This is a genomic window from Geomicrobium sp. JSM 1781026 (genome assembly GCF_041949955.1).
Lineage (GTDB): Bacteria > Bacillota > Bacilli > Bacillales > Marinococcaceae > Geomicrobium_A.
Window position 1 is genome coordinate 306,003 of sequence record NZ_JBHFQF010000002.1, and the last position, 21,342, is coordinate 327,344.

Annotated in this window: 23 protein-coding genes; 16 read left to right on the forward strand and 7 right to left on the reverse strand. The window is 46.7% G+C overall.

The window, feature by feature from the left end:
* The first annotated feature begins 4 nt into the window (after positions 1–4).
* The 5 genes from ACE1TF_RS04430 to ACE1TF_RS04450 are packed head-to-tail and all read left to right on the forward strand — an operon-like array spanning position 5 to position 3,244.
* The gene (locus tag ACE1TF_RS04430) at positions 5–583 is read left to right on the forward strand and encodes a GNAT family N-acetyltransferase (RefSeq protein ID WP_375014606.1); all 579 of its coding nucleotides are present in this window, start codon (positions 5–7) and stop codon (positions 581–583) included.
* The gene (locus ACE1TF_RS04435) at positions 580–1,392 is read left to right on the forward strand and encodes an SDR family oxidoreductase (protein ID WP_375014608.1); all 813 of its coding nucleotides are present in this window, start codon (positions 580–582) and stop codon (positions 1,390–1,392) included. The genes ACE1TF_RS04430 and ACE1TF_RS04435 overlap by 4 nt, the downstream gene beginning before the upstream one ends.
* 13 nt (positions 1,393–1,405) lie before the next feature.
* Positions 1,406–2,224, forward strand: a complete 819-nt coding sequence (locus tag ACE1TF_RS04440) for a DUF368 domain-containing protein (RefSeq protein WP_375014610.1) — start codon at positions 1,406–1,408, stop codon at positions 2,222–2,224.
* A 55-nt stretch (positions 2,225–2,279) separates the two neighbouring features.
* On the forward strand, positions 2,280–2,789 hold the full coding sequence (locus ACE1TF_RS04445) for a hypothetical protein (protein ID WP_375014612.1): 510 nt from the start codon (positions 2,280–2,282) through the stop codon (positions 2,787–2,789).
* Positions 2,790–2,794: 5 nt separating this feature from the next.
* On the forward strand, positions 2,795–3,244 hold the full coding sequence (locus ACE1TF_RS04450) for a GNAT family N-acetyltransferase (protein WP_052363779.1): 450 nt from the start codon (positions 2,795–2,797) through the stop codon (positions 3,242–3,244).
* A 268-nt stretch (positions 3,245–3,512) separates the two neighbouring features.
* Here ACE1TF_RS04450 and ACE1TF_RS04455 read toward each other — a convergent pair whose 3' ends face one another.
* Positions 3,513–4,088 (reverse strand): class I SAM-dependent methyltransferase, encoded by a 576-nt coding sequence (locus ACE1TF_RS04455; RefSeq protein WP_042400704.1) that lies wholly within the window; start codon positions 4,086–4,088, stop codon positions 3,513–3,515.
* A 126-nt stretch (positions 4,089–4,214) separates the two neighbouring features.
* Here ACE1TF_RS04455 and ACE1TF_RS04460 point away from each other — a divergent pair, with 126 nt between their 5' ends.
* Together ACE1TF_RS04460 and ACE1TF_RS04465 are read left to right on the forward strand one after the other, a co-directional pair.
* Positions 4,215–4,685, forward strand: a complete 471-nt coding sequence (locus ACE1TF_RS04460; protein WP_042400701.1) for a GNAT family N-acetyltransferase — start codon at positions 4,215–4,217, stop codon at positions 4,683–4,685.
* Positions 4,686–4,735: 50 nt separating this feature from the next.
* On the forward strand, positions 4,736–5,524 hold the full coding sequence (locus ACE1TF_RS04465) for a 3-hydroxybutyrate dehydrogenase (protein WP_375014615.1): 789 nt from the start codon (positions 4,736–4,738) through the stop codon (positions 5,522–5,524).
* A gap of 98 nt (positions 5,525–5,622) precedes the next feature.
* Here ACE1TF_RS04465 and ACE1TF_RS04470 read toward each other — a convergent pair whose 3' ends face one another.
* The 3 genes from ACE1TF_RS04470 to ACE1TF_RS04480 form a co-directional block, all read right to left on the reverse strand.
* Positions 5,623–6,072: a DUF4385 domain-containing protein gene (locus ACE1TF_RS04470; RefSeq protein ID WP_375014617.1), complete on the reverse strand. Its 450-nt coding sequence runs from the start codon at positions 6,070–6,072 to the stop codon at positions 5,623–5,625.
* Positions 6,073–6,167: 95 nt separating this feature from the next.
* Positions 6,168–6,824, reverse strand: a complete 657-nt coding sequence (locus ACE1TF_RS04475; protein ID WP_375014620.1) for a class I SAM-dependent methyltransferase — start codon at positions 6,822–6,824, stop codon at positions 6,168–6,170.
* A gap of 119 nt (positions 6,825–6,943) precedes the next feature.
* A complete protein-coding gene (locus tag ACE1TF_RS04480) occupies positions 6,944–7,894 on the reverse strand; it encodes a ring-cleaving dioxygenase (protein WP_375014622.1) in 951 nt (316 codons plus the stop codon).
* 77 nt (positions 7,895–7,971) lie between these two features.
* Between ACE1TF_RS04480 and ACE1TF_RS04485 the strand changes: the two genes are divergently transcribed.
* From ACE1TF_RS04485 to ACE1TF_RS04505, 5 genes are all read left to right on the forward strand, one after another.
* The gene (locus ACE1TF_RS04485) at positions 7,972–8,583 is read left to right on the forward strand and encodes an alpha/beta hydrolase (RefSeq protein WP_375014624.1); all 612 of its coding nucleotides are present in this window, start codon (positions 7,972–7,974) and stop codon (positions 8,581–8,583) included.
* 810 nt (positions 8,584–9,393) lie between these two features.
* Complete coding sequence (locus ACE1TF_RS04490) at positions 9,394–10,734, forward strand: cytochrome ubiquinol oxidase subunit I (RefSeq protein ID WP_375014626.1); 1,341 nt, start codon at positions 9,394–9,396, stop codon at positions 10,732–10,734.
* The gene (locus tag ACE1TF_RS04495; protein ID WP_042428767.1) at positions 10,731–11,747 is read left to right on the forward strand and encodes a cytochrome d ubiquinol oxidase subunit II; all 1,017 of its coding nucleotides are present in this window, start codon (positions 10,731–10,733) and stop codon (positions 11,745–11,747) included. The genes ACE1TF_RS04490 and ACE1TF_RS04495 overlap by 4 nt, the downstream gene beginning before the upstream one ends.
* 4 nt (positions 11,748–11,751) lie before the next feature.
* Positions 11,752–11,847, forward strand: coding sequence for a cytochrome bd oxidase small subunit CydS family protein (gene cydS, locus ACE1TF_RS04500; RefSeq protein ID WP_373975830.1), 96 nt, complete (start codon positions 11,752–11,754; stop codon positions 11,845–11,847).
* Positions 11,848–12,008: 161 nt separating this feature from the next.
* Complete coding sequence (locus ACE1TF_RS04505) at positions 12,009–12,956, forward strand: TraB/GumN family protein (protein ID WP_375014630.1); 948 nt, start codon at positions 12,009–12,011, stop codon at positions 12,954–12,956.
* A 44-nt stretch (positions 12,957–13,000) separates the two neighbouring features.
* On the opposite strand, the gene ACE1TF_RS04510 is transcribed toward ACE1TF_RS04505, so the two are convergent.
* The 3 genes from ACE1TF_RS04510 to cydD all read right to left on the reverse strand — a co-directional run bounded on the left by ACE1TF_RS04510 (position 13,001) and on the right by cydD (position 18,557).
* A complete protein-coding gene (locus tag ACE1TF_RS04510; RefSeq protein WP_375014632.1) occupies positions 13,001–14,908 on the reverse strand; it encodes a hypothetical protein in 1,908 nt (635 codons plus the stop codon).
* 218 nt (positions 14,909–15,126) lie between these two features.
* Positions 15,127–16,839, reverse strand: coding sequence for a thiol reductant ABC exporter subunit CydC (gene cydC / locus ACE1TF_RS04515; RefSeq protein WP_375014634.1), 1,713 nt, complete (start codon positions 16,837–16,839; stop codon positions 15,127–15,129).
* The gene (cydD, locus tag ACE1TF_RS04520) at positions 16,836–18,557 is read right to left on the reverse strand and encodes a thiol reductant ABC exporter subunit CydD (protein WP_375014636.1); all 1,722 of its coding nucleotides are present in this window, start codon (positions 18,555–18,557) and stop codon (positions 16,836–16,838) included. The genes cydC and cydD overlap by 4 nt, the downstream gene beginning before the upstream one ends.
* A gap of 153 nt (positions 18,558–18,710) precedes the next feature.
* Here cydD and ACE1TF_RS04525 point away from each other — a divergent pair, with 153 nt between their 5' ends.
* From ACE1TF_RS04525 to ACE1TF_RS04540, 4 genes are read left to right on the forward strand one after another with little or no spacing between them, the layout of a single operon-like run.
* On the forward strand, positions 18,711–19,922 hold the full coding sequence (locus ACE1TF_RS04525) for an aminopeptidase (RefSeq protein WP_375014638.1): 1,212 nt from the start codon (positions 18,711–18,713) through the stop codon (positions 19,920–19,922).
* Entirely contained in the window at positions 19,910–20,263 is a 354-nt protein-coding gene (locus ACE1TF_RS04530) for a TIGR04104 family putative zinc finger protein (protein WP_375014640.1), read from the forward strand. The genes ACE1TF_RS04525 and ACE1TF_RS04530 overlap by 13 nt, the downstream gene beginning before the upstream one ends.
* A 23-nt stretch (positions 20,264–20,286) precedes the next feature.
* Positions 20,287–20,757: a GNAT family N-acetyltransferase gene (locus tag ACE1TF_RS04535; RefSeq protein ID WP_375014642.1), complete on the forward strand. Its 471-nt coding sequence runs from the start codon at positions 20,287–20,289 to the stop codon at positions 20,755–20,757.
* Positions 20,754–21,233 (forward strand): nucleoside deaminase, encoded by a 480-nt coding sequence (locus ACE1TF_RS04540; RefSeq protein ID WP_375014644.1) that lies wholly within the window; start codon positions 20,754–20,756, stop codon positions 21,231–21,233. Before ACE1TF_RS04535 ends, ACE1TF_RS04540 begins: the two co-directional genes overlap by 4 nt.
* Positions 21,234–21,342 lie beyond the last annotated feature (109 nt).

Genomic DNA, 21,342 nt, shown 5'->3' on the forward strand with positions numbered 1-21,342 from the left:
GCCGTTGAATCCGTTATTGCTTGATTTTCCGCAACAATTTGAGACCGACCGGCTGTTGCTTCGTCTACCGCTGCCCGGGGATGGTGAAGCTGTTTACGATGCGATACGTGCTTCAAAATCAGAACTAAAACGTTGGCTACCGTTTGCACAAAAGGAGCGTACGCTGGAGGATGTTGAGCTTGATCTCCGAGAAGCGCACATCAATTTTTTGAAAAGGGAAGACTTGCGATTTCTACTATTTAGAAAAGATACGAGCCGACTTGTAGGTGTATCAGGACTACATCGGATTGATTGGGCTGTCCGGAAGTTTGAAATCGGCTATTGGGTCGATACAAGGCAACGTGGACAAGGGTACATATCAGAGGCCGTTGCTGGGATTACGCAATTTGCGTTCGAGCAACTCCGTGCGAGAAGAGTTGAAATTCGCTGTGACCGAATCAATCAAAGAAGTCGCGCTATTCCGGAGAAGGCAGGGTTTATGCTGGAAGGAATCTTAAGAAATGACGACACTGCCGCCTTTGACCCCCGTGAAATGAGAGATACGTGTGTGTATGCAAAGATTTCGAAAGAGGTGGAAGTTTGAAACCGCAAAAAAGAAACCCTTCCCCGTTACAAGGAAAGACCGTACTCATTACAGGTGTGAGTCGTAGAGCTGGCATTGGTTATGCGATTGCAAAGCAGTGTGCCGCTTACGGAGCATCCATCATAATTCAACATTTTCGCACTCACGATGAAGAGCAAGCGTGGGGTGCAGATCATCTCGAGGCAGTGGTTGCAGGAATTCAACAAGAGATGATCCCTAGTGCGCAGTTCGGCCATTATCATAGCAATTTCCTCCAGGAAGACAGTGCAGAAACGCTCATTAAAACGGTCGTCAAAGAGCATGGTGCTATTGACGCGATCGTTTGTAATCATGCACGGTCAGGTGGAGATGGCCCACTCGGCAACCTGACGGCACAAATGCTAGACAATCACTGGAAAGTGAATACGAGATCATCCGTATTGTTGGCGCAGGCGTTTGCCGATCAATACGATCCGACGCGGGGCCGAGGGAAGATCATTTTCATGACCTCAGGTCAACGACAAGGACCGATGCCCGGTGAAGTTGCCTATGCACTCGCCAAAGGAGCGCTTGCAGACATTACACTCACGCTCGCTGACCAACTCGCCGACCAGAACATTTGTGTGAACACGGTGAACCCAGGACCGGTCGATACCGGCTATCTGAACGATCAGTTGTGGGAGGAAACACGCACGAAGTTCCCATTTGACCGATTCGGTGAACCCGAAGACCCGGCACGGCTTATCTCCTGGCTTCTCACGGAAGAGGCGTCATGGATCACCGGTCAGATTATGAACACCGAAGGCGGATTCGCTCGGTGGCGGTCATGATGGAGGGGGTACGTTGAACTGGCGAAATACAGTAAAAGGCATGATGATGGGCGTCGTCGAAACCGTTCCAGGAGTGAGTAGCAGCACCATTGCTATGCTGTTAGGCATCTATGAAATCGTGATCCACGCCATTCACACCCTCACAACGAACGAATATAAGAAAGCGATTCGCTTTCTTTTGCCAATCGGGGTCGGCATTCTTGTCGGACTTGGTTTAACGATTTCCGTTATTAGCTATCTATTAGAGCATTTTCCGATACCGATCGGTTTTCTATTTATCGGGCTGATCGTTGGAATGTTGCCATTTATTTGGCGGGACGGGCTCGCTTCAGTAAGGCAGCAAGTGTACAGCTTTCCCCAGGTGATGCTCATGATCGGCTGTATCCTTTTTCTCGTTATGTTGAATGGGGTCGTCGGGGCAGACGCACGAGTCATGATGGAACTGACCTTCAGTGATTACGTGTATTTGTTTATTGCCGGTTGGTTTGCGAGTACGGCGCTTGTGTTGCCAGGGATGAGTGGTGCGCTCATTCTTGTCATTTTAGGCGTTTATGAAACGGCACTGTTGGCGCTCACAACGTTTGAGCTACCGGTTGTTATTGCGATCGGTTCGGGGGTCGTCGTTGGCATTCTCATCATGGGCAAAGTGGTCCGATTTATTCTGACTCGGTACCGAAGAACAACCTATGCTGCCATTTTTGGTTTGTTGAGCGGCTCAGTGTTTATCGTTTTTCCGGGACTGCCCGTCACAGCGATGGAGTGGGTCTTGAGTAGCTGTTTATTCGTAGGTGGATTGGTGTTTACATTTCAAGTAAGTTCAAAAAAGGGTTAATTGTATGAATAAAGGGTATGTGAGTAGTACTTCGTGTCAAAGGAGACGATGCCCGATGCGATGGATTGTTCTTCCATTAGTCGCCATGATTCTCATAGGCTGTGCTTCACAGTCTAATGACCCAGTAGCTGAAATTAACGAACAAATTGAAGAAAGCGAATTTAACGCAACCATTGCTGAACATGACCAGTTTGAGATTTTATCTGCGTATATCCAAGGGTCTGAAAGCTTTGATACGCTTTCGATCAACTACGGGGAGCCTGATTCCGATGAGCCTGCACCTGAGTTTCCAGAGACGAATGAATTTGAGAGTTTGTATGAAGGGTTCGTTGGGGAAACCGCAATTCAAGTCCAAATCCAAGAGTTTGAAACAGCGCTAACCGAAAGCGAAGAGATAGAGATTGCCGGCCATTCGGTTTCTGTCGGTGAATTTGGGCCCGACAATTATACGAACCACCTTGTAAACATGAATGATCATGGGTGGATCATCTTCTATTTCGACACAGACATCAGCGATGAAGAGATGCTTGGCTTTACTGAACAATTGATCGAAAGGAACGAGTAAAGCTCGTGGTTACGGTGAGAAAGTTAGACCGTGTTTCTCTCTCTATGCTTTCTCTGTTAGTCGATGAAAGCCAACGAGAGGGGTTTCGGTTCATTAGACGGTTACTGCGTGATTATGAAGAAGGAACAAACCGGTTTGACCAGCTCGGCGAATGTTTAGTCGGGGCTTATGCGAGTGACGGTCAGCTCATCGCCATTGCCGGCCTGAATACCGACCCTTATTGCGACGCAACAAGGGTCGGTCGGTTGCGCCGTTTTTACGTGTCTCGGCCGTATCGGAGGAAAGGCACAGGCACACTGATGCTCGAGTCAATCATTCAGTATGCAAAGCCAAACTATGACGTTCTGACGCTGTATACCGATTCAAAAAAAGCCGACCGGTTTTACACATCGTTTGGGTTTTCTCGTCTTGCACAGCATCGCTCCACGAATACGAGCCATTATCTGTATTTGTGATAGGAACACTTCGACATGCCGTTCCCCGCCTGGGGTGGCTCTGCGAGTGTCGCACCGATAGCATTTTCGCACTTCGAAATCGGGGGCATTGGGCAGGGAGACGTGCCCAGTTCTGCGCGCGAGTTTACCCATTGTGCGAGCAAGTTTGCTCATTTTAGCGATTTTAGTGCTGATTTCGTGAAACTAGAGCGCAGATTTGCTAACGCCTCAACATCCTTTTGTATGCTGTCCCCGCCTGGCCCTGCGCGAGTCGCTTCGCTGTCGGAACTTATCTCCGCGCAATAATAAGGTAAGCAGGGTCTCCACCCATTCTGAAGTCGAGGGGTAGTTGCTCAACGATTTCAAAGCCAGCAGCCATGATGGCAGATGACATTTGCTCGGATGACACACGTGGTCCAGAGGATGAAGAGGTGTGTTCCAGCTCTAAGCAGAGGAACTGTCCGTCATTTTGTAGAACACGGTGAATCTCTTTCAATACGTCGGGCAATTGTTGGGTCTCATGAAGCGAGATGGAAGCGAGCGTTGTATCCACCGTTTCATCTCCAAGAGGGATGGATGTGAAATCGCCCGTTATTGGGGTAATATTATGATGGTTTTGTTCCTTTGCCTTTTGCGAAAGGTAGGCTAGAATATTTTCATCACGGTCAAGGGCATATACCGTACCAGCTGTACGATCCGCAACCGGTAGTGTTAAGTAGCCAGTGCCCGCTCCGAGGTCAAGGATGTTTGCCGCAGGCTTGATGTGCAAACGGTCCAATAACTGGTCGGCAGGCAGCTTTTGTGTTCTGTCTTGATTTTCAAGTGCTTCAATCTTTCTTTGTAAACGTTCATGATGTGAATGCAATTGTCGGTCTCCTTTATTATAGATATATAGAGTCTTTAATATCTTTAATGTAACTGAAGAAAAATAAAGTGTCAAACTACAAATTTGGTATAATGAGTACAATGACGCTATGTTGGAGGTTCATGTATGGAAACAGATGTGGCACTAAAGTTTTATTCTAATCAACATGAGAAAAAATTAAACGAATTTGAACTTCCGTCTGAGCAAGAGAAGTTTACATCTTTACCTTCTGCAATGGGTGAGGTTCAGAAAGGTCAGTATCGTATTGTCATTTTACAAGATAATGAACCTGTCGGTTTCTTCTTATTGCACGCCACAAAGAGAGTGCAAGAATACACCGATAATCCTCATGCGATGTTACTTACAGCTTTGTCCATTGATTACAAACAGCAAGGCAAAGGTATCGCGAAGAAGAGCATGAACCAATTGCCAGCGTTTGTTCGAGAAGAGTTCCCAGGATGTGACCAAGTAGTACTAGCTGTAAATCATCGAAATATTGCAGCACAAATGGTATACAAACGCGTTGGATTTACAGATTCTGAACGTCGGATCGAAGGACCGATCGGAGAACAATATGTGTACGTCAAAAACATATAAACGATTCGGTTTGATTATACTCTGGAGAGTGAAATTATCGAAACGGGGGAATGGATGTGAATCAGTTACAAGGGAGAACAGCGCTAATTACAGGGGCAGCGAATGGCTTAGGTTGGGAGATCGCCAATCGGTTCGCTGATGCGGGTGCGAACGTCGTGTTGACTGACCGCAATGAGTCGTTACTTCATGATCGAGTTAAGCAGTTGCGAGGGAGAGGCAAGGACGTGCTTGCATTAGTATGTGATGTGCAGGATGAATCGAAGATTGAGCAGACGGTTCAGCAAACAGTAGAGCGGTTCGGACGGTTGGATATACTGCTGAATAATGCAGGCATGCAACACGTATCTCCGGTTGAAACGTTTCCAACGAAAACATTTGAAACGATGATTGATGTGATGCTTACGGGTCCGTTTCGATTGACGAAGGCAGTACTGCCAATGATGAAGCAGCAACAGTACGGCCGCATCATTAACATGGCGAGCATTAATGGTCTCATAGGGTATGCGGGCAAATCAGCATACAATAGTGCAAAGCACGGGCTCGTCGGTTTGACGAAAGTGACGGCGCTAGAGTGTGCGGCAGAAGGAATTACCGTGAACGCCCTTTGCCCTGGGTATGTTCGAACCGATCTCGTACAAAAGCAACTCGATGACCTTGCTAGTGAAATGAACGTTTCAGAAGAAGAAGTACTCGAGAAAAAGTTTTACCCGTTAATTCCGCAGCAACGATTACTCCAACCCAAAGAGATCGCCCATTACGCACTGTTCTTAGCGGATGAAGCGTCACAAGGAATTACAGGTCAAACGAATGTGATGGATGGCGGCTACACCGTAAAATGAGAAATTTCTCATTTTACGGTGTTTTTTAGCGCAATTGGGACGGTTCGTGTCTTGTGACGCCTCACGACGAGGAAGCGGGGCACTTTGGAAGGTGTTTACTACCCGTACTTTTTTTGGTGTTCGTGCTTCAACTGCAAATACTCTTCATCTTCCCGCACTGAGACCCATTTTTTCTCAAAAATAGCCGCTGCGGCTGCTTTTTCCTCATCAATTTTTCTCTCGTTCACTTCGCCATTCTTGCTATACTTCTTACCTCCTGGATAATTGGCGTACCGTCGGGCGCGTGTGTAGCCCATTTGTAAAAACTTTCTCGCCATATCCATTCCGACAAAATCGCCTGCTTTTTTGTACTGGGCGTATTGCTCATATATCTTCTCCGACGACTCCTCGGCAATGGACACGCTTTTAAATCGCCAATTTGGCAAGATTTCACTTTTATAAGGCTCGACAAGAAGCACACCTTGCTCGCCCCTGCCGACCCGGTAACGTTCCGGATGTTTACGGAAATCGGTATTGTCGAAATCGATGTCATCATAAAATTTACTCATCCTGCAACCCTCCTATGATTTTACATTACCTCAAGAGGTGCTTGTCCAAACCTACGGTTGCACGCAATCGTAAACGTTTGCGCGCAACAATAAAGTTACCAAGAGGGTTTGCCGGTCATCTTGTCGTAAGGGGGCTGCTTCGGACGTTTCTCGATCACGAGAATGCTGTCGTAATAGCTCATCGACCACGCAGATCTAGAAAAATCAGTCACAGCTAAACGTGAGTCCCTTGAGTACCACGCATGCAATTGATCAATGAACGGCTTTGAATATTCAATGAAATTGTTTGGGTTTTCATATCCTCCGCCGTATTCCTCCATGTAACTTGTGTGCAAGTCTTCGATGAGGAAGACGCCATCCGCAGACAACAATGGATACATTTCTTCAAAGGTGATGATCTGTTGGTGCATGAAGTGCCCGCCGTCATCAATAATGATGTCCATTTCCGGTAAGGTAGGCTTAATGGATTGCCAAAAGGTGCGATTGCCTTGGTCGCCAATAATAATGTTGACTTGCTCTTCTTCAAAGGATTTGCACACGGGGTTAATGTCTAGTCCGTAGATGGTGGCACCTTTTCCGAAGTATTCTTTCCACATTTGAAGCGACCCTCCGTGTGACACACCGACTTCCAAAATGTTAACGTCTGTTCCGACAAAACGATCAAAATGGCGCTCATAAATGTCAAAGTAATGGATCCATTTATGAATTAATCGTCCGTCATTCGATTCAAAGTACTTGTGTAGCTTATTCATTCGAACCTCCTTATGACGAGGATTTCTTTTATTTATACGCTAAGAAAATTGGAAAATGTGTTCGGGGCATGGCCGAATTTATGAACGTAAAAAACCGCCCACGTACGGGCGGCCGGTCATTACGTTTGCAGCGGCTGGAGTTTTGCTTCAATTTCCTTTCGGTTGGGTTCAAGAAAGTCAGGGAGAGAAAGAGATTTTCCTAATTGATCAACGGGTTCGTCGATTGCAAAGCCTGGTCCATCGGTCGCCAGTTCGTACAGAATACCGTTGGGTTCTCTGAAATAGAGAGAACGGAAATAATACCTGTCTACAAAGCCTGACGTTTGAAAGCCTTCCTCTTCAATTCGTTTTACCCACTGCTGGAGTTCTTCTTCGGTTTCTACCCGAAATGCGACGTGGTGCACACTGCCTCTTCCTTCTCTTGCTTTTGGTGAGGTCTTATCTTCTTCGACATGTACTTGTCCTGATAAACCTGCCCGGTCTGCTTCAAATACAAAAACTCGATGCTCACCGTTTTTATATTCGCCTTTTTTCGTGAAGCCGAGCACGTCAGTTAATACGTCGCTCGTTGGCTCTACGTATTGAACTTTCAAACGCACAGGACCTAGACCTAAGATGTTGTAGTCATTCGGGATCTCTTCAGGTGAAGATGGTTCCCGTTTGTCGTCCAAGTCGCTGTCGGCAACGAGGAACATCTTGTGTCCTTCAGGGTCTTGAAAAGGGAGAACAGCGGCGTTGTTCATCGTTTGGACTTCATTGTGCGTCACTTGGTACCTTTCAAAGCGAGTTTTCCAAAATGAAAGCGCAGCGACGGAAGACACGCGTAAAGATATGTCGTTAATGGTGTTTGTGCCGTCATGTTTTTGGGCGAGGTTTGGAATCTCAAAAAATGTAACTTCAGTGCCTGGGGTACCTTGTTCATCAGCATAAAATAAGTGATAAAACGACGTGTTGTCTTGGTTGACGGTTTTCTTTACGAGTTTCATTCCGAGTACATTCCGATAAAAGGCAAGATTCTTTTTCGCATCTTTTGTTAACGATGAAATATGGTGTTGACCGCGTAATTTCATACCCTTCACCTCACAGTTGATTTATTATCAGTTTAAATATAAACTGATAGAAAGTCAAACGGGAAGGAGCGATAACGATGAAGCATTTTTTTCATAAGAGTACGGATCACCCACACACATTTGTGCTACTTCACGGAAGTGGGGGGAGAGAAACCGACTTACTCAGCTTTGTTGGGGAAATTGACGTAAGGCAGTCAGTGTTAGGAATACGCGGGTCAGTGCGTGACCACGGTGGGTTTCGTCATTTTGAGCGGCCGACAGACGGAAAGTTTGATAGAGAAGAAATCAATCAACGTGCCGAAGAGGTGCTACACGTCATTGAAGATTACGTCCAGCATAACCAAGTGAACCGCAAACATATTCATCTGTTAGGCTATTCGAATGGGGCGAACTTGGCCGTAAACATGCTTCTTCAGCAACCCGAGCTCTTTTCAGCGGCTCTCCTTTTTCACCCGAGCCATCTGTACCCTGAAGCCGAGCGAAGTGATCTTAGCGGGATGCCGATTTTCATGACGAGTGGATCTCGAGATGCAATTACCCCGCCAGGAGAGGCATATGCCCTTAGACAGCAATTAGAAACCTTCGGTGCGGATGTAACTGTGGAACTCACCGATCACGGTCATGAGTTAACGAATAAGGAAGTAGATATTGCAGCAAGTTGGTGGAATAAAGGGTTGGCTAGCCGCTAAGAGCAGCGACGTTCCTGTGCAAGGTGCGGAGCGAGAGGGTGCGCGGTGGGAAGCGTGCACTGTGGTGTCGGAAATGTGCACTCTCGTGTCGAAACCGTGCACTGTGGTGTCGATAATGTGCACTCCTTTGTCGAAAGCGAGCACATGCCGTTTGCGCGTCGCCCCACAGCTACGCGTGTCAAATATACAACCAGTATGGATCATCCTCTTAGGTACAATACCAACTCCCGTGTCGAAAGTGAGCACATCGGTGTCGAAAATGTGCACTCCTTTGTCGAAAGCGTGCACATCCATGTCGAAAGCGAGCGCATGCCGTTTGCGCGTCGCCCCACAGCTACGCGTGTCAAATATACAACCAGTATGGGTCTGCCTCTTAGGTACAATACCAACTCCCGTGTCGAAAGTGAGCACATCGGTGTCGGAAAGGTGTACTCTCGTGTCGGAAATGTGCACTTCTTTGTCGAAAACGTGCACATCCATGTAAAAAGCATTCACACCCCAATAAAACCAGCTCGCTCAACATTGCATGAGCTGGTTTTATTCACGTTTCTAAGCGGTAGGAACCGTAAATTCCACCTGGTCACATGCTGCGCTGCCTACACGTTCAAATTTGCAGGTGTACCGTGTAAATAAAAACGGGTATAGCTAGATGATGACGACGAGTGACAAATTTTAAAACTGTGTCTAGACATTCATAAAATAGTCAAACCATACACATGTCATCCTACATATACAGCTGGTATAATAAAACTAAAAGATTGTGAAGTTGTGCACAATCTTTTTCGGGTCGTATGGAAAAGGAGGCAGCAGATGTTTATTGATGATCCGGTTTTGATGAGTCGACTGTTAACGTTATTGACACTATCTTTTCATATATTTTATGCGACTGTGGGTGTCGGGCTGCCACTCATGATTATGCTCTTTCATTGGCTAGGAATCCGTAAAGATGATATTCACTACATCCTTATGGCGAGAAGGCTTGCCAAAGGGTTCGTCGTCACCGTTGCGGTCGGCGTCGTCACGGGTACTGCGATTGGTTTGCAACTCGCGCTTCTATGGCCGAATTTTATGCAGCTTGCTGGACATATTATTGCCCTTCCACTATTTATGGAAGTGTTCGCGTTTTTCTTTGAAGCTATATTTCTAGGAATTTATTTATATACTTGGGACCGCTTTGATGATCAAAGAAAGCATTTGTTGTTACTTGTGCCTGTCGCGATCGGTGGGGCAATGAGTGCGTTCTTTATTACAGTTGTGAACTCGTTTATGAATTCACCTGGAGGTTTTGAACTCGTAAACGGGGAAATGGTTGACATTAATCCGTTGCTGGCGATGTTCACGCTCTCTATGCCAACGAAGGTTACCCACGTTCTTGCAACCGCGTATATGACGGTCGCCTTTATGTTGGCAGCAATTGCGGCGTTTCGCCTGCTGAAGGGAAGCCATACAACGTATTACAAAAAATCATTGAATGTCATGATGAAGGTTGGTTTCGTTTTTGCGATTGCAACCGCACTTATTGGTGACCTATCCGGTAAGTATTTGGCAGAGCACCAACCTGAAAAGCTAGCCGCTGCCGAGTGGCATTTCGAAACAGAAGAAGCGGCGCCGCTCATTTTATGGGGGATCCTTGATGACAACCAAGAAGTTCAGTATGGCATTGAGATTCCCTATGCGCTAAGTATACTTGCGCACAGCAATCCAATGGCGGAAGTGACCGGGCTAGAAGAGTTTCCAGAAGAATTACAGCCGCCACTTATTATCCACTACTTCTTCGATACGATGGTGACGATTGGGATGTTCATGCTTGCGCTATCCTTCGTATATGTGGTCGCAAAGTGGAGAAACTGGCAGTTTGTCGATCGAAAGTGGTATCGCTGGCTCATTGTGCTTGGAGGTCCGCTCTCGTTTTTAGCGATTCAAGCAGGTTGGTGGATGTCTGAAGTCGGTCGTCAGCCGTGGATTTTAAGAGGCATTATGACGGTAGACGAAGCGGCAACGACCGCCAGTTATGTAGACCTTGTGTTCATCGGCTTCGTGTTGCTCTATTTCATCCTCGGTGTGGGTACAATCGTCGTCTTACGCAAAATGTTCCGCGGTAAGCCGGTGGAAAAAGAACTCGAGGAGTTTACAGGAGGGGATGAGCGATGAGTTTAGAAGTTGTAGGGATTTCCGTACTATGGCTCTTCCTTTTCTTTTATATCATTGTCGGCTCGATTGATTATGGAGCCGGAGTGTTTAATACGCACAGTATTATGACAGGCAAACAGCACATTTTAAGCAAAGTCATTCAACGGTACTTGTCGCCGGTGTGGGAAGTCACGAATGTATTTTTCGTGTTCTTCTTTGTCGGCATCATTGGTTTCTTCCCTGACAGTGCGTATTATTTCGGAACGATACTGCTCATTCCAGCGAGTGTTTCAATTATCCTTCTTGCCATCCGCGGCTCGTATTATGCGTTTGAATCATACGGTGCCAAAGGGCATAAAGGGTATGCGTTTATGTATGGGGTGTCCGGGATTCTCATTCCTGCGTCTCTATCGGTCGTGCTCACGATTTCAGAAGGCGGGTTTGTCTATTTCGAAGATGGCAACCCGGTGCTCGATTATACCGGGCTATTTACGAGTCCGCTCACGTGGGCGATCGTCGTGTTGAGTATCGTGGCTGTCTTATATATTTCGTCAGTATTTCTCACGTGGTATGCAAATAAAACCGGCGACGGCAAAGCCACATCACTCATGCGCAAGTACGCGATGATTTGGTCTGTGCCACTCATTGTTGCCGCAAGCGGAATCATTGTGGAGCTTCGAAATCATAACATCCATCACTTCGAAAGCATTCTAAATCTATGGTGGATGTTCGCCATTTCATTCGTATTGTGGGTAGCGACGCTCGTGCTCATCGTGCGAGCGAAGCGGTTTGGTCTCGCGGTCTGGCTCATGATTGGACAATTTGCTTTCGCCTTCTTCGGGTATGGAATCTCCCATTACCCATATATTTTGTATCCGTATTTAACGATTTACGACGGTTTTACAAATGATGCGATGGCCATCTCGCTCATCGTCGTGTTTGGCCTCGGCATGTTGTTGTTATTGCCGTCACTCTACTTGCTTGTACGTCTCTTCTTATTTGATGACAAGTATGTAAAAGGAAAGAGGGGTTGAGCTCATGCTAGATGACTTTCTCATTCTCGTTGCTCCGTTCCTTGTGCTCATCGCAGCGATTGTGATTGCCTTCTTTATAGCCTCAAAAGATAAAACGTGACAGAAAAGAACGCCCCAACCAATGTCGATGGGGCGTTCTTTTTGAGTCGCTTCACGACCGTTCTTGGACTCTTCATAACCGAACGGCTACCTTCGAGTTTTGACCGGGTCTTATTTGTGTATATAGAGGGTGAACAGAAAAACAACGATGGAGGAACGATCATGAAAAAATGGATAGCTGGAATGGGAATGCTCTTACTTTTGACCGCTTGTGCGACGGATGAAGAGGAACAAACCGAAGAAGCAGAAGCAGATGCCCCTGAATCTGAAGAAGAACAGACCGTAGAAGGGGAGGGTGGCGGTTTTCTTTGGAAGATCGAGGAAGGGGATACGACGGTCTACTTGCAAGGCACGATTCATACTGCGTTTGCTGACATGTATCCACTCAACTCAGAACTAGAAGCCGCCTATGAAGAGGCGGATGTACTTCTTCCTGAAATTGACTGGCCCCGCATGGACCCATCAGGGGGCTTAAATGAAGAAGAGATGATGGATTTGATTACCTTTGATGATGACACGTTGCTCGAAGATGTGATTGACGAGGAAATGTATGAAGAGATCGTCACCATCATGGAAGCTCAAGGAATGCCAGAAGAGGTGGTCAACAGCTTGGAACCGTGGTACATTACGAGCGGACTTCAAGAAGAGGAAGAAGGAAATGCGACGTTTGATGCTGGCGTCGATTGGCATTACCTCGAACGTGCCGTTGAAGACGGAAAAGAAATTGAGGAGCTTGAAGGACAAATAATTAGCTTGCTCGCATTGAATGAGCAGTCCCTCGAACTTCAACTTGAACAACTTGAAGATGTGATGAACCCCGAGGACGTCGATATGCCAGATGTAGATGGGGATGACATGGTTGAAATGTGGCTAGAAGGAGAAGAAGAACCGTTAATTGAATATTGGGAAGAAGTGACGTATGGGGAAGAGTATGACCGAGTGTATTTGTGGGATCGAAACGAGCGCAATGCCGATATTATTGATGAAATCTTGCAAGAAGATGACGGTCAAACCTACTTGGCGCTCATCGGCGCATTCCACTTTTTTATCGAGCCAGGCGTTCATGATTTCCTGGAAGAGCGAGGATATACGGTGGAACGAATTAATTAGAACAAAAAAGAAACGTTCATGAATAAATCGTGAACGTTTTTTTTCTATTCGTTTTTACAATCGCACGGATCACAATCAATACGTACTTTATTTTGAATAACTTGGTCACCGATGACAACATCACTCTCACGATATCTTGCGAACAGAACAATGTCACCTGTTGTGCCTTCAGGAATAACCGTCACTTGATTTCCTGCTGCATCGAACCAACCGATAAATTCAAAACCTTCCACTGGTCCTGGATCTTGTAGAATAATCGGCAAGTCTTCTGGTTGATAACTCGTTGGATTCGGATTAACGTCACCTAACACGTTCAGGTACGTAATCGTGTTTTGGCCAGGAGATGGGTTGAATACGAGCACCACCTGGTTGTTGAGGAGCTGGATGTTCCAATCCTCAAATCCAGTTACAGGTTTGAGAAACGCATCAGCGTCAGTTTGCGTTAACACAGGGTAAGTCTCTGTTGGGATGGCAATGACGATAGGGCTTCTTTCTGGATCTGGAAAGACATAGTCGGTAGTGTCTAATTGGAATATCGAACCTGGAAGCAGTGGGTTTATGATGCGCACAACATTGTCTGCAGTCGCAATGAATAGACCGTTACTGTCTAAAATGAGATTTTGAACATTCAATATTCCAGCATTTAATATCCCTGGTGCAATTGGTGCTTCATTAGAACCAACAGAGCCAAAGTTTACTTGGTCACTTAATGTGAGTGTTCCTAAATTGAAAATCGCACCCGCTTGCGTCGCGGCACTGTTATCGAGAATCGTACCATTTTGAATGAGGGCATTACCCCCTGTATTAATCGATATTGCTCCGCCAACGTCACTCGTATTACGGTCTATTTCTGTGTTAATGATTGAAACTACAGCATCAGTATTTATAAATACTCCGCCTGCTTCATTTGCTGCTGAATTTGAATCAAGGAAACTGTTCACGAGTTGAAGCGTAGCGCCAAAGTTCACATAGATGGCTCCAGCGTTCGTTGAAGCGTTGCTAAAAAACGTACAAGCAGAGATGGTTGACTCGGTATTCGTGTTAAGAAAAATTCCGGCCCCGCTGCTCGACACGGCATTACTTGTGAACGTGCTGCCACTTAAATTCATGATCGCTGAATTATTTAAGAATATGCCCCCGCCATTTGCTGCTGTATTGAATACAAAGGAGTTTCCACTAAGAACGGAGTTACTGTTATTGTTTAAATAAACAGCCCCTCCATTCGCGCTTGTTGAGTTGCTATTAAATTCGCTATCGCGCAATTCGAAAATCGTGGTTGGATTAACAAAAATCGCGCCGCCATTATTCGCTTGATTGTTGAAAAAGCGACAGTTCGTCATGATTGTTGAGGTATTTATATTGGCAAACAATGCCCCGCCATTTGTGGATGCGATGTTTTCGCTGAAGGTCACGTTTGTACAACGCAGTGTAGTCGTTTGATTAATATAGATGGCGCCGCCGTTACTACCAGAAAAACTGCCAAGCACAGTTGTGTCATTAATGGTGAGTGCACTGTTACTTCCGCCAACATAAATTGCGCCACCAATCTCCGGAGCTGCACAATTTGAAATAATTGCGTTCGTTAAGGTAGTAGAATTACCTGCTTGAGAGATCGCTCCTCCGCGAAAAGAAGAAAAGGAATTTTCTAATGTCACATCTGTAATGTTTAATTGTCCGGCAGTGTTTATTAATGGTGAGGCGACACTACCACTATTGCTTGCGCCATCTACAATTAAATTTTGCAAGTTTAATTGACCGCTACTTGTTACATTGAATACTACACCTAAAGAAGTTGGAGATCGTTGAATTAGGGTGGTTCGGCTTGCCCCACGTATGAGTACAGGATAATTCACTGTAGCCGTCCCTTCAGCAACAATATCGTTCGTAATAATAATTACAGGCGCATTTGCAGCCAACGCTAATAAAAGCTCTTGAAAGCTTGATACATTCAAGATGTCGATACCTCCTTTTCCCTACTATTTTCTCTTTTTAATAACGTATGGATGAGTCGTGAGAGTTGCTTGTATTGGCGTCTAAAAATGAAAAAATGTGCGATTAAAGAGACGGGGGTAGAGAGCATAAGTGTGGAGGGGACAGAAGTTGCGTTCAGCATAAGGTTAGTGGCAAGTCATTAGAAAAAACACGAGACTTCGCAACGAAGTCTCGTGTTTTATCCGGCAAACAACTCACTTTCAAGGTCTTTCATCTGCTTTAAATAGCCGTTCTGTGCAATGAGTTCGTCATACGGCCCTGCCTCAATGATCTGTCCGTGATCGACGACGATTATTTGGTCCATTTGTTCGAGACCGGTGAGTCGGTGACTAATGAGCACGACGGTGGCGTCTTCAGTACGGCTAAACACTTGGTCGAGCATGCGCTGTTCGGTAAGGGCATCTAATGATGACGTCGGTTCATCGAGCACCCACAGTGACGCGTCCCGCAAGAAGAGGCGAGCGAGTGCGAGCCGTTGTTTTTCTCCACCAGATAGGTTTGCGGCGTTTTCATGCAAGGCGTCGCTCAAGTTCAAATGGTCGAGTTCGACGCTCTTGAGCGCATCGGTCATTTCGGCTTCTGTTGCTTGATCGTTGCCCATTGCCAAGTTCTCGTTTACGCTACCGACAAAGAATTGGTTGGACTGAAGCGACACGTTGCTTGATTGCCATACGTCTTGCTCATCAATATGGTCAAGCTGGGTGTTGTTCAAGTAGATCGGTTGATCGTCAACAGGTTGCAACTTGAGGAGCAACGATGCAATCGTCGATTTTCCTGAGCCGCTTGCTCCGATGATGGCGGTATGGCTCCCAGGGGCGATGGCAAACGAAACGGACTCGAGCACTGGACGTGGGAAATCTGGAAACGAAAAGCTCACCCGATCAAACTGAATACTCGGGGGTGAATCACCGTCATACGGAGTAAATGACGGTTCTGTACGCGCATCCTCATCAATGTCTTCCAGCCGTTTGGCGGCTTGACTGCTCTCCTGCACGTAGTACGGGAAAAGCGCCATCGGTGTGACTTGTTCAAAAACGGTGAGTGAAATCATGAGAAGCATGGCAAGCAATGTGCCGGCGAGATTTCCTTCTGCGACTTGAAACCCAGCGAACGCGAGCACGCCAACAGAGACGATGAGTGAGAGAAATCCAATGGCGAACTCACTCCAAATGTGCATTCGCTCGGACTGCTCTTTCTCCCGTTCATACGCATTAATTTTTTCGTGAACAACATGTTTGTGTTGCTCGGAAGCGCCGTGAATGACGAGTTCTTTGAAGCCAGAAAGAAACTCGGCTGTTTCGGATGAAAGCTCGCCTCTCGTTTGGCGAAGCTTAGAATCGACACGACGGTGACCGATAAAAAATAGTGTTGGAATGACGACGAGCACGAGTACAAAGCCTGCCAAAATAACAACCGCAGAACCGAAAGAAAGCGTGAATGTAAACGTAATCGTTGCGATAAATACAGTAAGCATGACGACGGGTGGATAAATGACGCGCAACAACACGTGTTGTAACGACTCAACGTCCCCAACAATTCGGGACATAAGGTCACCGCTTTGAATTTTTGACAATACGCGAGATGCGACGGGTTCCAACTTTTCGTATACCCTGAGGCGGATGTTACTCAACATTGTGAATGTCGCACGGTGTGAGAAATAGCGTTCACCATAGCGGCTGATGGCGGCGGTCACACCGAGCAGTTTCACGATCGCAACGATCACCATGAGTGTGTAGATCGGGGGCGTGAGTGCGGCTCGAGAGATGAGCAAACCGCTTGCCGAAAAGAGACTTACCGCTGCGATTCCGGCAATAAATCCAGTCAAAATTGATAAGAGCATATCACGCCTTTCGGCAAACGCCATCTTCACATAAGGAATGAGAGCTTTCATGACGATTCTCCTCCTTGTTGTGTCTGGATCATCTGTTGGTAAAGGGGATCGCTCTGCCACAGCTCTTCATGCGTGCCGACGGAACGAACGGTTCCTTCGTCCATGAAAACAATCCGATCTGCTTGTCGAATCGTATAAAGGCGATGAGCGACGACGATCACAGTCGAGTTCTGATTGAGTCGTAACAACGATGATTGGAGCACTTGCTCTGTTTTTAAATCGAGCCCGGTCGTCGGCTCATCAAACAGAACGACCGCGGGTTTCTTATAGAAAGCTCGTGCAATGAACACACGTTGACGTTCACCACCGGATAACCCGCGCCCTCCGTCACCAATTACAGTATCAAACCCGTCTGGAAGCTGTGCGATCCACTCGTACACACCGGCCTCAGTTGCTGCTTCAAACACTGCTTCATGTCGGATCGAATCGTTGTCACCGAGCGCGATGTTCTCCGCAATTGTGCCGGCGAATAAATAGCCATCCTGACTGATGACGCTCAGTTGCTTAAACCAAGACGCAACAGACAGCTGCTCACGGTCGACCCCGTTAATGAGGTAAACGCCGGAGTGAATCGGTAACAAGCCGCCAAGCATATGAAGAAGCGTAGATTTACCTGATCCAGTGGCGCCGATAATCGCAATTCGTTCAAACGGACGAGCATGAAAGTCAACCGCTTCGATTGCGAACCGATCATCGTAGCGAAACGCCGCTTCCTTTAGCGTGAGTGTTGGGGGGTGTTCGTTCGCGACCGGTTGCTCTCCCCAAACGACCGGCTCCCCGCGATCATTGTTCACAAGTTCTTCCACTTTATCGAGTGCACCTGAACTCGTTTTCCCTTGATGAAATGCTGTGCCTAACTCTTTCAGTTTATTGAAAAGCTCGGGCGCGAGAATGAGCATAAGAAAACCTGAAACAAATGAAGTGTCTTGCACGATGATCATGCGAATCGCAACTTCGAGCGCAATAATACCGATGCTTAGCATCGAGATGAACTCTAGCGCCAAAGAGTTGCTAAACGCCACTTTCAGCACGTTCATCGTCGCATCACGAAACGCTAAGCTCTTCTCTTTAATGCGTTGGCGGTGCTTTTCAGATTGCCCGAAAAGCTTGATCGTGTTCAAACCGCGTAACGTGTCGAGGAAAACCCCAGAAAAACTGGCCATCTGATCGAGCTGTTCTTGCGACTTATCGCCAGTTTTCATGCCGATAATGATCATATAAATAAAAATAAACGGAGCCGTAATAAGGATAATCAGTCCGCTCGCCCAATGTTCAAAGAAGATGACGGCAAGAATCATGAGTGGAATTACAAGCGATTGCACCATTTGTGGAATGTACTTACTATAGTAGTTTTGAGTCTCATCAATCGCATCGAGAAAGTAGCTCGTCTTTTGACCGGTATGCGCCTCATCGCTCCCAATAATCACTCCATTCGTATAATGATCGATTAAACGACCTCGAGCTCGAACTTTCGCATCTGAAGCAATTCGGCTCCCCATTCGTTGAATGAGAAAGCGACTAAACGTGCGCAGGAATAACGCAGCAACGAGTAGAACAAGTAGAGGGGCAATCTGTTGAAACGTCGAAGATTGCAGAAATAAGCCATCAATAATAAAAACAATGCTATATGCTTGCGTAATGATTGCTACACCTGTAACAACAGTGATGAGCAACATCATGTACATCTTTCGTCGGTAAGGATTCAGTCGTGCGTTCACAAAAGCCCTCCTTATCGTACCTCTTACATCCTATTTTATAGCTCATCAGTTAGCTTTCATACAATTACGCCTTACAATCACCAATTGTTGCGATTTCTATCACAGAACAGTAACGGATTTGTCATGATTACAGAAAACGGGAGGGGGAAACTCATGAGTATACGTGCGTATGCCCAAATCATCATACAGATCGGGATTCGGGTAAAACCGGGCGAACTGGTGCGCGTCAACTGTCACCCGGAGCACCTAGCGCTCGTGCAAGAAATTGTGAAAGAGGCGTATCGTAGAGGTGCCCAACATGTGGAGCTCGACGTACGCGACCCTAGCATTGAGGATGCGAGAACCGAGCACGTGCACGAAGAATTTCTTCATACATACCCAGAGGTTGCCGTCACGAATGAAAAAAACAATATGCGGGCAGGGTATTCCTCGATTACGATCACGTCACCGACATTTTCACAGTACGCCGATGAGAATTTACAGAAGAGAGCATTGGCCGTCCGTCAGGCGAAAGCACGGGCGATGCGACCGGTGCGGCAATTCGGAATGGAAAATCATAACAAATGGGTCGTCGTTTGTGCGCCAACAACGGAGTGGGCGGTGCAGCTGTTCCCTGATCTAAGCGAAGCGCGGGCAATTGAGCAATTGTGGTCGCTCATCCTAAATGTGTGTGGCGCATATGAAACAGACCCGGTGTTCGCTTGGAAGCGTCGTGATGAAGCGCTTAAACAAAAGGTCGCATTGCTCAATGATGCACGGTTTGACGCGTTGCGATTTGTGAGCCCAGTAACGGATTTGACCGTGACGTTAATTGATGGGCATCGGTGGACCGGCGGGTCTGAACGAACGAAAGACGGGCGCGTGTTTCTTTCTAACATTCCTGTAGAAGAAGTGTGGACGATGCCCGACAAACGAGGAGTAACCGGCTTTTGTACGCTGACGAAACCGGTGCATCTGCTAGGGCAAACGTTTGAGGGTTTGCAGTTGTTCTTTGAAACAGGCCGTCTCGTGCGCATTGAACCTCCGAATGCTCGCTTGTTTGCCTATTTGCAAACCGATGACGGGGCGAGTAGGCTCGGAGAGGTTGCGCTCGTTGCTGCAGATGCAGCCGTCGCAAAAACAGGCGTAACATTTTTGAATGTGTTGCTCGATGAAAATGCGGCTTCACACATCGCTTTTGGAGGAGCGTATGTAGACAACTTATACGACGGTGAGCAGATGAGTGTGGAAGAACGAATGGCAGTAGGGATGAACGAATCAGCCATTCATGAAGACGTCATGATCGGTAGTGAACAGATGAACGTGTACGGGTTGAAAGCAGAACGGACGGTTCTGATCATGGAGCATGGACGGTGGCAAATTTAGTATGCTACGCTACACACATGTGTAAAGAGGAGGTGATCACGATTCCGATTTGTGAAAATTGCCAACAGTTATGGAGCTATCGATGGAGTTTGAAGCAATTTTTTACGCGTATTCATCATATGAATTGTTCTCATTGTCACGTACCTCAATACTTAACGAAGCGCGCAAAGAAGCGAGGTGTGATCACTGCGATATTGCCGCTCATGATCCCAGTACTTAGCTTGTTTACAAGTCTGTCTTTTTTAGGGATTATGAGCGTGTTTATCGTGTTAGCTGTAGCAGTGATTGCGGTCTTTCCACTGCTCATGGAGGTAGGAAATGAAGAATACTTGCCATTCTAATGATGGCCTGGAGGGAGAGAAATTTGGTTACACTCGTTCGCATGAACAGTGAAGATGTAGAGCGTTACGTGGAAACGGCTATTAGAAAGTACGCCCGAGAAAATGTGAAATCCGGAACGTGGAAAGAAGAGGGGGCAGAAGAGCGGGCGCGAGCGACTTACGAGCGGTTGTTGCCACACCTTGATAAAACGACCGGACACTTTCTGTACGACGTGTACGATGAACAAACCCCGCTAGGTCTCGTTTGGTTTGCCAAAGTATCAGACGACGAAGGGTTTATCTACGATATTTCCCTATCCCCTGAACATCAAGGAAAAGGATGGGGGAAACAAACGATGCAAGAAGTCGAGCGGCTGGCAACGAAGATGGGCATTTCTCGGCTCGGGTTGCAAGTGTTTGGCCATAACGATGTTGCAAGGCGTCTTTACGAGAAACTCGACTACGAAGAGACGAATATTATAATGAAAAAAGACATAAGGAGGAGTCGGGCATGATTACAGAGCAAGATATCTACTATCTTGAACGTGCGGTTTCTCTTGCCGAAAAAGGGTTGGCCGAGGGCAATGACCCGTTTGGCTCGGTCCTCGTATCCGCAGACGGTACAATTCTTGCCGAGGATTATAACCGTGTATCCTCAGGGGACGTGACGAAACATCCAGAAATTGAGCTCGTTCGCTTTGCATCTGTTCATCTCAATCAAGAAGAGAGACACCAATCTACCGTGTATACGTCAGGTGAGCATTGTCCGATGTGTGCAACGGCTCATGCGATGGCAGGGATGGGGCGAATTGTGTACGCCACGTCATCAAGCCAATTACGTGAATGGAAGCGAGAATTCGGGAGTACGAGCACAGTCGTCCACCCGTTGCCGATTCATAAAGTGATCGTCGATGCGTGGGTTGATGGCCCAGTGGACACGTTTTTTGATCAAGTAAAAGCGTTACATAATAGAAGACACAAATTAAAGTAAAAGTTCCCTTTGGCAACGGTGAAATTCTTTCAATTTCGTTAACAAGGATTATCGGCGGCGGAAACGGTGTATAGTAGAAAAAGGAACATGTGTAACGTAAGGGAGAAAA